Raw genomic sequence first — 11,813 nt, 5'->3', positions numbered from 1 at the left:
GGACCGGCTGACACCACTCGGGGCAGCCTGGCCTTGTACGGGACATCATGGGATATCATGGGATATCATGGGCGTCAACGGGAAACCCTAGTAATTTCGCGGTTTTACGCGGTATTCGATAGCCTTAACAGGTCATTAAAATTGTCAATATTGTGCGAACATAAGAAGAACAAATGCCTATTCTTGAGGCTGGATATTGTTGCCGGAACGCCCCCGGCTTCCTCGGTGGGGCCCCTCCCCTGGCATGCGACTGAGCTCCCATAACGACCTTCCGGCCCTCCATGGGGCCGATCGGGAGCAAGACGGTTGAGCGGGGATAAGGGGGAAAGAATGGCTACCGGATGTTCTGCGAGCCGGGCTTTCGGGTCGGGAAATTGCCCAAAACCGTCAGCCCGGAACCGCCTCCAGCCTCCGCCGCGCCATGAAACATGACGTTCCTGTGACGTTTCGATGACAGTCGAGGCCCTTTGTCCCCGCCTGGCAAAAAATCGCGGAAAATGACGAAGAGCCCGGACACCCCGCCGGAGATCCGGAAAGCAGGCGATGGAGCGCGACTTGTCCCCGCTTCGCCCTGTTGTGACGGTTTGGTGACGTTTCGATGACGGTCGGGGCTGTTTGTCCCCGGCCTGCTGGATATCTTTGAAAATGTCAGATGGCCTGTAAGCCGGGTTCTGTACCCTTGCGGGCGATGGCCATTCATCTGGGACGTCCGTTACCGGACGCCTCGAGCAACCAACCCGGGCGGCGGCCCGGAAACGGGTTTTCCAGGCTAAACGCCTGAAATGCCGCCCCTATTTGGTTTTGCTCCCGGTGGGGTTTGCCTTGCCGCGTCCGTTACCGTCCGCGCGGTGCGCTCTTACCGCACCCTTTCACCCTTACCGGGCCGGAGCCCGGCGGTTTGCTTTCTGTGGCACTTTCCCTGGGGTCGCCCCCGCCGGACGTTATCCGGCACCGTGTTTCCGTGGAGCCCGGACTTTCCTCTGCCCGTCCTTCCAGAGAAGTAAGGCAGCGGCCATCCGGCCATCTGACGCCTTTCTGATGGGCCGAAACATCTTTCCCGTCAAGGGCTTGCATATCCGCCACCGAGAGCCGACATAGCCCGCAACGACAAAAATCAGCATGAGGAGGAACCATGAAAGCCGCCGTCTACTACGAGAACGGCCCGCCGAGCGTCCTTAAATACGAAGACGTCGAAGACCCGGCCTGCCTGCCCGAAGGCATCCTCATCGATGTGGAGGCCGTCAGCATCGAAGGCGGCGACACGCTGAACCGCGCACGCGGCGAGCTTGCAACCGTGCCTCACATCGTCGGCTATCAGGCGGCAGGCACAATCACTGAAGTCGGCGAGAAGGTGAAGAACTTCAAGCCGGGCCAGCGCGTAACGACGGTCAACATGCACGGCTCTCATGCCGAAAAGCGTTCCGTCTTCGCGCAAACCGCATGGGCCGTGCCCGACGGCATGGACATCAAGACGGCATCGGCGATCCCCGTTCCCTTCGGCACGGCGCATGACTGTCTTTTCGAGTTTGGCCGTCTCCAGAAAGGCGAAACCGTTCTCATACAGGCAGGCGCAAGCGCCGTTGGCCTCGCCGCGATCCAGCTCGCCAAACGCGCGGGCGCAACGGTGATCGCAACTGCGTCGAGCAAGGAGAAGCTCGACAAGCTGCATGAATATGGCATGGATCACGGCATCAACTACCAGACGCAGGATCTCGTCGCAGAAACGATGCGCCTCACCGACAATCGCGGCGTCGATGTCGTCGTCGACCCGGTGGGCGGCCCGACGCTTCAGAAGTCGATCCTTGCGCTCGGCTATCGCGGTCGCGTGTCCACGGTGGGCGATGCGGGACGCGAAGACGCGCTGATGGACCTCTCAACGCTCAAGGCCGGCAACCGTTCGATAACGGGTGTATTCCTCGGCGCGGAGATTTTCACGGATCGCGTCTACAAGAACATTGAGAAGATGATCGGCGAGATCGCGAAGGGCGAACTCAAGGTCGTACTCGACAAGAGCTTCGCACTGAAAGACGCGGCAGCGGCACACGAGTATATCGAAAGCCGCAAGGCCTTCGGTCGTGTGACGCTCATTCCCTAAGCGAGGGTTCTGACGGTCTCGACAAGATGGCGAAGGGTGGCGACAGTCGATATGTCAGCCACCCCGTCAACCCTCTCGGGCCGGAAATGACGCTGGAACGCCGTCACTACGGCTTTGGTGTTCTCGTCATAACGGCCGAGCACCTCAAGCCCGTAGCCGTAATCGGCAAGCATGTATTGAAGCTCGGCCACAGTGTCGCCGCGATCTCCCTGCGCAAGCACCGGCCCTTCGACAATCGGCTCCGGCTCCACCCACAGGCCCACGCCACGGCGCGCAAGCCGTGCCCAGTCGAACCATTCGCCGGGATCGGCCTTCCGCGCAGGTGCGACATCGGAATGTGCAAGCACACGCCGCGCCGGGATCGGATGACGCGACAGGATTTCGAGAGACAGCGTTTCCACAGCCTGCATCTGCGCTTCCGGGTATGGCGGGCAACCGAAATCATGACCGCCATTGACGATCTCGATGCCGATCGAAGCACCGTTGATATCGCTCTCCCCCGCCCAGCTCGCGACGCCTGCATGCCATGCACGCATTTCCTCCGGCACCATGCGCGTAATGGCGCCCGCTTCATCGACGATGTAATGCGCGGAGACTTTCGCCTCTGGATCGCAGAGGCGCGAGGCGGCGGCCTCGCCGCTTTCCATGCCGGTATAATGCAGCAGCAGAATATCGACGGGCCGCCCGTCGGGACGCTCGTTGAAATTGGGCGATGGCCGTTCGATGCAGGTGATTGGCATCAGAACCCCGTATCCACGATCCGCTTCTGGCGTATCGACACGATGAGAACGCCGGTGAGCGCGACAAGCGCCCCGACGATCATACGCGTCGTGAGAACCTCGCCAAGCAGCATCACGGCGAAAAAGACGGTGAAGACAGGAGAGAGAAGCGTCAGCGGCGCGGTCTGCGTGACCTCATAGCGCTGCAGCAGGTAATAGATGCCCGCATGGCCGACAAGGCTCGACGCGAAAGCGACATAGAAGACGCCGGACCATTCGAGAAGGGTCGCCGACATGACCAGACCGACGAGATTGTCTTCGAAGGCGAGCGAAGCACCGAGCATCAGCGGCGCAGCGGCAACTGCCACCCAGGCCTGCAATTCGAACACGCCGACATTCTTGATCTGGCGCTGATAAATCGTACCGACAGAACCGACCAGCGCCGACGCCACGACAAAAAGAAGACCGTCGATATAGGTGAAGACTGCCGGGTCGAAGCTGATGACCATCACGCCGAGGAAAGAAAGCGAGATGCCGAGCCAGCGCCGCCAGTGAACCTCTTCCTTCAGGAAGACAACCGACAGAACAGTGGCGAAGGGCACACCGAGCTGACTTGTCACGGCCACGACGGAAGCATTGGAAAGCGAAAGACCGAGAAAGAAAAAGCCGAAACCGACCGGCCCCGCGCAAAGCGCGATGATGATGACCTCCTTCATCCGTCCCTTGTGAATCTTGAGGAAGGGAAAAAGGACGAGCACGATCAATGTAAAACGCAGCGAGGCGAAGAGCAGCGGCGGAAAATGGTCGAGCGACACCTTTGCCATGATCAGGGCAAAGCCCCAGATCAGGTTGATGAGAACCATGAAGCCCAGATGGAGGGGGGTCATCGCGAATCCATGCTTTCCGGACGCCCTGTTGGGCCGGCGCCTTACGGTCAGTTGTTAGCGCAGCCAGAACCTCAAGCATAGGGCGGAGGGAGAAAAAGAAGCGGCACACGCGGCAGCGTGAACCGGGGATAAATAGCCTGTTTTCCGCCCCACTGTCATCAAAACGTCACCAAACCGTCACACGGTCTCCAGGCCGGAGCCGCGGACGGTGACAGCGATGATTTAGGGTGCGCGTTTCCCGACCCGATTTCCCGGAAATTTATCTCCGGCCCGTCTTCTCAAGCGATTTATCCCCGCTGACATGCGTGAGGAGGGAGAGGCTTCGTCGACGCCCGAGCAGCGGCGCACTATGACGCTGCGCTTTCCCGGATGTAGCGGGAGCGGACGGCCAGCGCGGCCGCCGCTGCGAGTGCAGCCGTTCCAAGGAACATGGGCGTTGCGCCAAATACGTCCGCAACCGACCCCGCCACCACCGGACCGAGCACACTGCCCGTGGCAACGGCAAGCAGAACCGCTGTGAACCCTTGGGATGGAAGGGCCGGAAACAGCCGATCCGACCAGAAAGCCAGAACGGCGCTCGTCATCATGACATTGATGCCCTGCAGTCCCGCTGAAACAACCACACCCGTCCAGGACGTCGGCACCAGTGCATGAGGCTGAAAGACAGAGCGGATGCCAGCAGCAGAAGACGCAAGAGCCAAGGCAGGCCTGTTATTGCCTTCACGCCGCCCGTGACAAGACCGAGAAGGCCGAAAACGCCATAGCAGATGAAGACGAGGCTACCCGAGACGTTTGCCGAAACGCCGGCAACGCCGCCGGCCTGCGCGATCCGGTCGGCTGCGAAGGAGATGTAGACCGTCGATGTGATACCGAAACAGAGGCCGATAGCGAACAGCGGAATAACGGCAGGTTGAAATAGCGCATTCCATGGCAAGCGGGTGCGCGGACGGGGCGTTACAGCGACATCCCGCAGCGCTATCCAGTTGCCGAGAAGAGAGAGTGTGCTGCCAACGGCAAATATGGCCCAGCAGAGCCGCCACGAAATTCCGCCGATACTCATGAGAAGCGCCGCAGTGCCCGCAGCAGCAATTCCAAGCCCTGTACCGGTACTCACAAGAGAAAGGGCAGCGGGCCGCGATCGCTCCGCCACCTTTCGGTTGATCGCGTCGCTGAAGGGTGTCCACGAAAAGCCGGCACTCAGCATCGCGAGAAGAATACCCAGGGAGAGCATCGGAAGGTTTGGCGCTACGGCGACTATCGTCATGCCGGCAGTCGCAGCAGCCAGTCCCAAAACGATGGGAAGCTGCGGCCCTTTCCGGGCTGTCATGTACTGCGACACCAGCAGACCGACGAAAAAACCGAAGAAGCCTAAACTGGAGATGAGGCCCGCTGCCTGAATCGAGATCGAGAACACCGATCTGAACTCCGGCAGAAACAGGACGAACCCCATGCGCGCAGGCCCATAGGTTATGGCGGTTGCGGCAAAGCCCGCGGCGGAAAGCTTCCAGAACGGGGTCATAATCCGACCAACATCAGCGGCAGACCCGCAATTCTTGCTGACCGGGCGCCGCCACGATCATTTTCTGGCCGATAAAAGATTTTTGCCCCTAACCCGCGATCCCGCGAGCCTTCACGATCCGGTCATAGGCGACATTGATCGCCGCGAGTTTCTCGTTCGCGATGGTGACGAGTTCCCTCGGTACGCCACGGGCGATCAGCGTGTCAGGATGGTTTTCCCGGACGAGACGCCGATAGGCCTTCTTGAGGTCTTCATCGGAAATATCGGGCGTGATGCCGAGCACGAGGTAAGGGTCACCCTTCTCCTGGCCGAGATGGCTGGCCCGGATGCGCGCAAACTCGATTTCCGAGAAGCCGAAGATGTCTGCGACGGTACGCAGATATTCGAGCTCCTGCGGATGGACATGGCCATCGGCCTTGGCGATGTGGAAAAGCGCGTCGAGTACGTCCTCCAGCATCGCCGGCCGGTCCTGATAGATGCGGGCGACCTGACGCGCATAGGCTTCGAACCCGGCGACGTCCTGCTGGGCGACCTTGTAGACCCGCGCGACGTTCCGCGCCTCGCCCGGCGGCACCTTGAATATTTCCTCGAAGGCCCGGATCTCGGCGTCGCTCACCTCGCCATCCGCCTTCGCCATCTTCGCGGAAAGCGCAATGAGGGCGATCGTGAACACGACTTCGCTGTCCTGAAGCGCACGGTCGATGACAATATGTCCCGCGACCGCGCCAAGAAGCGCACCCAAGGGCCCACCGACGGCTAGCCCGACGCCGGCACCCGCGATTTTTCCCCAAATCGACATCTGGAGAGCTTAGGACGTTTCGCTTCGTCTCGCACCTGCGAAATCGCCGCTTGCCCTTGCGGAAATGAAAGGTCGCACCCTTCTCCTTCTTCCCGGATTCCAGGGTGTGTGGCAGGTTGCGCTGCATGAGCGAAATCAAATTGCATGAAAGCCGCTGGGACTTCTGGATCGACCGGGGCGGCACCTTCACCGACATCATCGGCCGGGCGCCCGATGGCGGCCTGCATGCGCGGAAATTCCTTTCCGAAAACCCCGAACATTATGAAGACGCGGCCCTCTACGGCATCCGCGACCTCCTGGGCGTTCGCCCCGATGCGCCGCTCCCCGCCGGACGGATCGGCGCGGTGAAGATGGGGACGACGGTTGCGACCAATGCACTGCTGGAGCGCAAGGGCGACGCCACGCTGCTGCTGACGACGCGCGGCTTCCGCGATGCGCTCGCCATCGGCTACCAGGCGCGCCCTCACCTCTTCCGCCTGAAGATCGAAAAGCCGGAACTGCTCTATGAGCGCGTGGCGGAAGTGACCGAGCGCGTGACGGCGGAGGGTGAAATCCTTGCCCCGCTCAACCACGAGGAGACCCGCCGCGCACTCGAAGAAGCCTATGAGGCAGGACTCCGCTCGGTCGCGATTTCCTTCCTGCATGGCTATCGCCATCCCGCGCATGAGGAAGCGGCAGGCGAAATCGCAAGAGAGATCGGTTTTACACAAGTCTCGCTCGGTCATCGCGTGAGCCCGCTCATCAAATTCGTTTCTCGCGGCGATACGACGGTTGTCGATGCCTATCTCTCGCCGCTGTTGCGCCGCTATGTGGACCGCGTGGCGGCAAACATCGGCACGGACGACCCTGAAACCCGCCTCTTCTTCATGCAGTCATCCGGCGGACTGACGGATGCGGCGATGTTTCAGGGCAAGGACGCGATCCTCTCCGGTCCCGCAGGCGGCATTGTCGGCGCGGCGGCAACGGCGAGCGAGGCAGGCTTCGCCCGCGTCATCGGCTTCGACATGGGCGGCACCTCGACCGACGTGTCGCATTACAACGGCGAATACGAGCGCAGCTTCGAAACGGAAGTCGCGGGCGTGCGCATGCGTGTGCCGATGATGCGCATTCACACGGTGGCGGCGGGCGGCGGCTCCATCCTCCATCACAAGGACGGGCGCTTTCAGGTCGGACCGGACAGTGCAGGCGCGAACCCCGGCCCCGCCGCCTACCGGCGCGGCGGACCGCTGACCGTGACGGACGCGAATGTGATGCTCGGGAAATTGCAGCCCGACCTCTTTCCGGCCGTCTTCGGGCCAGAGCAGAAAGAATGCCTCGACGCAAAAACCGTCCGGCAGCGGTTTGCGGAACTCGCCGGAGAGATCGGAGACGGGCGCGGGGCGGAAGACACCGCCGAAGGCTTCCTGCGCGTCGCTGTCGAGAACATGGCCAATGCCATCAAGAAGATTTCCGTCGAACGCGGACATGACGTGACGGGCTACGCGCTTTCCTGCTTCGGCGGCGCGGGCGGCCAGCATGCCTGCCTCGTCGCCGATGCGCTCGGCATGACCACCGTTCACATCCATCCCTTTTCCGGGCTTCTTTCCGCCTATGGCATGGGACTGGCGCGGATCGCCGCCTCGCGCGCCCGCGCGGTGACAAAGCCGCTTGAGGACGGACTGCGCGGCGAACTGGACGAAGCCATTGCGGCGCTTGGCCGCGAGGTGACGGCGGAACTGGAAGCGCAAGGCATCGCGACAGGCGACATCGAGATGACGCCGCTGCTTCACCTGCGCTACGAAGGAAGCGACACGGCGCTTCAGGTTTCATTTGCATCGCGCGGCATGAAAGAGGCAGCGGGTGCATTCGAGGCGGCGCACCGGGCGCAGTTCGGCTTCAGCTTCGAGGGCAAGGCGATTGTCGCCGAGGCCGTGGAAGTGACGGCGGAAGACCGGGTCGCGCGCGAGACGCACTCAAAGGGGCCGCAGGCTGCGACCGCAAGGCCGGAAGCAGCAGATCGCCGCCCCGTCTTTACCGGCGGCAAATGGCACAACGCCGCGATCCATCGCCGCGAAAGCTTGAGCGCGGGCCACGCCATTGCAGGCCCCGCCCTCATCATCGAGCCCAACCAGACCATTGTCGTGGAGCCGGGCTGGCAGGCCGAAGTGACGAAGGCGGACGACATCATACTCCGCCGCACCGTCGCGCTCGCCAAACGCACGACCATCGGCACGGATGCCGACCCGGTGATGCTCGAAATCTTCAACAACCGCTTCATGTCGATTGCCGAACAAATGGGCGGCACGCTGCAAAACACCGCCTCCTCGGTGAACATCAAGGAGCGGCTGGACTTTTCCTGCGCGGTTTTCGATCCTGCAGGCGGGCTCGTCTCGAATGCGCCGCACATGCCGGTCCATCTCGGCTCCATGGGTGCGAGCGTCCGCGCGGTCATCGAACAGAACCCCGGCATGGGCCCCGGCGACGTCTATGTGCTGAACGCGCCTTATAATGGCGGCACGCATCTTCCCGATGTGACGGTGGTGGCGCCCGTCTATGACGAAGACGGAAAGACGCGCCTCTTCTATGTTGCCGCACGCGGCCACCACGCCGATATCGGCGGCATCTCGCCGGGCTCCATGCCCGCGCATTCGCGCAACGTCGAGGAAGAAGGCGTACTGATCGACAATTTCCGGCTCGTCGCGGAAGGGCACTTCCTCGAAACGGAAATGCGCGCGCTCCTGACGGGCGGCAAATATCCTTCTCGCAACCCGGACCAGAACATCGCCGACCTGCGCGCACAGGTGGCCGCCTGCCACAAGGGCGCGGAGGAACTGCGCCGGATGGTGGCGGAATTCGGCCTCGATGTCGTGACCGCCTACATGACTCATGTGCAGGACAATGCGGAAGAGAATGTCCGCCGCGTGATCGGCCGGCTGAAAGACGCGACCTGCGAACGCAAGATGGATGACGGCTCGGTGATCCGTGTCTCCATCCGCATCGATCGCGAAGCGCGCAGCGCGAAGATCGACTTCACGGGCACCAGCGCGGAACTCGCAAGCAATCTCAACGCGCCTTCCGCCGTTGCGCGCGCAGCGGTGCTCTATGTGTTCCGCTGCATGGTGGATGATGACATTCCGCTGAACGAGGGATGCCTCAAGCCCATCGAGATCGAGATCCCGGAAGGCTCGATGCTGAGCCCCCGCTATCCCGCGGCTGTGGTCGGCGGCAATGTGGAGACGAGCCAGGCGGTGACCGACGCGCTCTTCAGCGCCCTGGGCGCGATGGCCTCCGCACAGGGCACGATGAACAATCTCACCTTCGGCAATGAGCGCTACCAGTATTACGAGACGATTGCGGGCGGCGCGGGCGCGGGGCGCGACTTCGACGGCGCGGACGCCGTGCAGACGCATATGACGAATTCGCGGCTGACAGACCCCGAAGTGCTCGAATGGCGCTTTCCTGTGTTGCTGGAGGAATTTTCCATTCGCGAAGGTTCGGGCGGCAAGGGAAAACACGATGGTGGCAACGGCGCGCTGCGCGCAATCCGCTTCCGGGAGAAGATGAGCCTTTCCATTCTCTCCACGCATCGCATCGTCGCGCCTGCCGGTCTTGACGGCGGCGGCGACGGCGCGACCGGGGAAAACGAAGTGCGGCGCGCGGGCGGCGAGGTCGAGAAACTCGCAGGTTCCGCCACGGCAGAACTTGAACCGGGCGATACCGTGATCGTCAGGACGCCGGGCGGCGGCGGATACGGAAAGCCCTGAGGCGCTTGCATGTTTTCTCCGCCCGCGCATGATGCAGGCAACAGGGAACCCGGGAGAAAACAAATGAAAGCGATCCGCTGCGTCAACTACGGCGCACCCTCCTCGCTCGTGCTTGAAGAGACCGATGAACCCGCGCCGAAGCGCGGACAAGTCGTGGTCGAGACGCAAGCGGCCGGGCTCGGCTATGTCGATGCGCTGCTCGTTGCCGGGCTTTATCAGGTGAAGACGCCGCTGCCTTTCGTTCCCGGCAGCGAAGTGGCGGGCAAGGTCGTGGCGCTGGGCGAAGGCGTCGCCGACACGCTGATGGGCAAGCGCGTGATGGCGCTTTCACCGTCCGGGGCGCTGGCGGAAAAGATTGCGCTTCCCGCCGCCGCCTGCATACCCGTGCCCGACACGATGAGCGCGGAAGCCGCCGCCGGTTTCATCGTCTCCTATTGCACGGCGCTTTACGGCTTCGAGACCTGCGGTCATCTGAAGGCGGGCGAGACCGTGCTCGTGCTCGGCGCGGCAGGGGGCGTCGGCATGGCCGCCATCGACGTCGCGAAGGCAATGGGCGCGACAGTCATCGCCGCCGCATCGTCGGAGACAAAACGCAGTGCCGCGAAGGCCGCGGGCGCGGATTTCGCCATCGACTACACGAAAGACGAGTGGCGCAAGGAACTGGAGCCGCTGACAGGGCGGCGCGATGTCGACCTCATCTACGATCCCGTGGGCGGCGATATTTCCGAGACGGCCTTCCGCTGCCTCGCGCCCGGCGGACGCCACCTCGTGATCGGCTTCGCGGCCGGCGCGATCCCGCGTATCCCGCTGAACCTGCCGCTGCTGAAGCGTTCCTCCATCGTCGGCGTCGACTGGGGCGGCTATATCCGCGCCAATCCGGCAGACAATGTTCCGCTGCTGAAGACGCTGACCGCAATGGCAAACGAGGGCCGCATCCACCCCGAGCCCGCAGCAAGTTACCCGCTGGCGGAAGCGCCTGCCGTGCTCCAGCGCCTGCTCGATCGCGAGAGCGTGGGAAAACCCGTCATCACCTTCGACCGCTGATCCACAGCAAGCTCACGCAAAATGCACAAGCACCACTCCGGCAGAGCCCTGACGGCGCCTGTACAACACCCCGACGACACTGACAGAAACTCATCCACAGGCGATTTTTCGGGCTGTTTCAATGCCTTGGCGGACAAATTTCAATCGCCCCAAACCGCATGTTGCGGTGCAGCCATGATTTCGCTTGCGGAACGCTATCCCGAGGCCCGAGAGTCATCCTCCACCACGATGCGGAGGCCGGAATGCTTGCAATGAAAATCGGGTACCTGGCGACCGGACTGGCGTTTGTCTTTGTCGGCGCCGTTACGATGGGCCTGTTCTGAGAACAGGTGAACAGCATCAGGAATTTCAGAGGGCGCGTGCACGGCAGGCGCCCTCTTTGATTTTTGCCCTCACGCAACGGGAAAGCGCGCCGCATAGGCCTCCGGTTCCAGACGCAGCGCATTCACCGTGAACGACACCATGTGATAGAAGCCCGTCAGCATGACAAGTTCGAGCAGTTGCTCGTCGCTGAACTCTGCTTTCAGCTCGCTCCACAAGCCATCATCCACCGCGCTCGTCTCGTGAAGCGTATCGACCAGACGAACGATCAACCGTTCGCGCGCGCTCCAGCAAGCGGCATCCGCACCACCGCCAACCGTCGCCGCTATCTCCTCCGCGCCGAAGCCGGCCTTCCCCGCGAATAGCGCAACATGAACGCCCCACTCATATTCGCCGCCGCACCGCGCACAGGCGCGGTCGATCGCAATCTCGCGTTCGCGCAGCGAGACCGATCCCTTGTCCAGCAATCCGCCTGCCATGAAGCGGCGAAAAAGACGCGGGCTTCGCGCCAGTGTGCGGAACAGAAGAAGCGGCTCGACGCCGGGCGGCATCAGCCTTTCAAGCGTCGCTTCCATATCGGGTTCATAGGGCCGCTGGGCAGGTTCTATGCGATGGGTCATCATCCGCTCCTTGCTACTATTTGCGTAGCGGAAAGATGGCGCTTCTCTTTTCGTAGCGCAAGCCCT

9 protein-coding genes and 1 other RNA gene are annotated in these 11,813 nt (G+C 62.3%); 3 read left to right on the top strand and 7 right to left on the bottom strand.

Annotated features, from left to right (window positions below; translation table 11 throughout):
• Nucleotides 1-644: 644 nt before the first annotated feature.
• Nucleotides 645-1,028: RNase P RNA component class A (rnpB, locus tag ABJO61_RS15080), an RNA gene on the bottom strand.
• 104 nt (nt 1,029-1,132) lie between these two features.
• On the opposite strand from rnpB, the gene ABJO61_RS15075 reads away from it, so the two are divergent.
• Nucleotides 1,133-2,095, top strand: a complete 963-nt coding sequence (locus ABJO61_RS15075; protein WP_348326819.1) for a zinc-binding alcohol dehydrogenase family protein — start codon at nt 1,133-1,135, stop codon at nt 2,093-2,095.
• Here the strand turns inward: ABJO61_RS15075 and ABJO61_RS15070 are convergent.
• The 5 genes from ABJO61_RS15070 to ABJO61_RS15050 form a co-directional block, all read right to left on the bottom strand.
• Complete coding sequence (locus ABJO61_RS15070) at nt 2,092-2,835, bottom strand: N-acetylmuramoyl-L-alanine amidase (protein WP_348326816.1); 744 nt, start codon at nt 2,833-2,835, stop codon at nt 2,092-2,094. The two genes, ABJO61_RS15075 and ABJO61_RS15070, sit on opposite strands and share 4 nt — an antisense overlap.
• Nucleotides 2,835-3,701: a DMT family transporter gene (locus ABJO61_RS15065; protein ID WP_348326813.1), complete on the bottom strand. Its 867-nt coding sequence runs from the start codon at nt 3,699-3,701 to the stop codon at nt 2,835-2,837. Before ABJO61_RS15065 ends, ABJO61_RS15070 begins: the two co-directional genes overlap by 1 nt.
• A 347-nt stretch (nt 3,702-4,048) precedes the next feature.
• Entirely contained in the window at nt 4,049-4,288 is a 240-nt protein-coding gene (locus ABJO61_RS15060) for a hypothetical protein (RefSeq protein WP_348326810.1), read from the bottom strand.
• Nucleotides 4,285-5,151, bottom strand: a complete 867-nt coding sequence (locus ABJO61_RS15055; RefSeq protein WP_348326807.1) for an MFS transporter — start codon at nt 5,149-5,151, stop codon at nt 4,285-4,287. Before ABJO61_RS15055 ends, ABJO61_RS15060 begins: the two co-directional genes overlap by 4 nt.
• A gap of 157 nt (nt 5,152-5,308) precedes the next feature.
• A complete protein-coding gene (locus tag ABJO61_RS15050; protein ID WP_348326804.1) occupies nt 5,309-6,019 on the bottom strand; it encodes a TerB family tellurite resistance protein in 711 nt (236 codons plus the stop codon).
• A gap of 125 nt (nt 6,020-6,144) precedes the next feature.
• Between ABJO61_RS15050 and ABJO61_RS15045 the strand changes: the two genes are divergently transcribed.
• Complete coding sequence (locus ABJO61_RS15045) at nt 6,145-9,762, top strand: hydantoinase B/oxoprolinase family protein (RefSeq protein ID WP_348326801.1); 3,618 nt, start codon at nt 6,145-6,147, stop codon at nt 9,760-9,762.
• Nucleotides 9,763-9,825: 63 nt separating this feature from the next.
• A complete protein-coding gene (locus ABJO61_RS15040; protein WP_348326799.1) occupies nt 9,826-10,806 on the top strand; it encodes an NADPH:quinone oxidoreductase family protein in 981 nt (326 codons plus the stop codon).
• Nucleotides 10,807-11,198: 392 nt separating this feature from the next.
• Here the strand turns inward: ABJO61_RS15040 and ABJO61_RS15035 are convergent, their stop codons facing one another.
• The gene (locus ABJO61_RS15035) at nt 11,199-11,747 is read right to left on the bottom strand and encodes a carboxymuconolactone decarboxylase family protein (protein ID WP_348326796.1); all 549 of its coding nucleotides are present in this window, start codon (nt 11,745-11,747) and stop codon (nt 11,199-11,201) included.
• Nucleotides 11,748-11,813 lie beyond the last annotated feature (66 nt).

Source organism: Parvibaculum sp. (assembly GCF_039973015.1).
Taxonomy (GTDB): Bacteria; Pseudomonadota; Alphaproteobacteria; order Parvibaculales; family Parvibaculaceae; genus Parvibaculum.
Note: the sequence above shows the minus strand (reverse complement) of the source record. Positions and strands in the feature narration are given on the sequence as shown.

Coding starts and splice junctions, on each gene's coding strand:
- ABJO61_RS15045 (WP_348326801.1), top strand. CDS start 6,145: ATGAGCGAAATCAAATTGCATGAAAGCCGCTGGGACTTCTGGATCGAC.
- ABJO61_RS15035 (WP_348326796.1), bottom strand. CDS start 11,747: ATGACCCATCGCATAGAACCTGCCCAGCGGCCCTATGAACCCGATATG.
- ABJO61_RS15040 (WP_348326799.1), top strand. CDS start 9,826: ATGAAAGCGATCCGCTGCGTCAACTACGGCGCACCCTCCTCGCTCGTG.
- ABJO61_RS15065 (WP_348326813.1), bottom strand. CDS start 3,701: ATGACCCCCCTCCATCTGGGCTTCATGGTTCTCATCAACCTGATCTGG.
- ABJO61_RS15060 (WP_348326810.1), bottom strand. CDS start 4,288: ATGATGACGAGCGCCGTTCTGGCTTTCTGGTCGGATCGGCTGTTTCCG.
- ABJO61_RS15050 (WP_348326804.1), bottom strand. CDS start 6,019: ATGTCGATTTGGGGAAAAATCGCGGGTGCCGGCGTCGGGCTAGCCGTC.
- ABJO61_RS15075 (WP_348326819.1), top strand. CDS start 1,133: ATGAAAGCCGCCGTCTACTACGAGAACGGCCCGCCGAGCGTCCTTAAA.
- ABJO61_RS15070 (WP_348326816.1), bottom strand. CDS start 2,835: ATGCCAATCACCTGCATCGAACGGCCATCGCCCAATTTCAACGAGCGT.
- ABJO61_RS15055 (WP_348326807.1), bottom strand. CDS start 5,151: ATGGGGTTCGTCCTGTTTCTGCCGGAGTTCAGATCGGTGTTCTCGATC.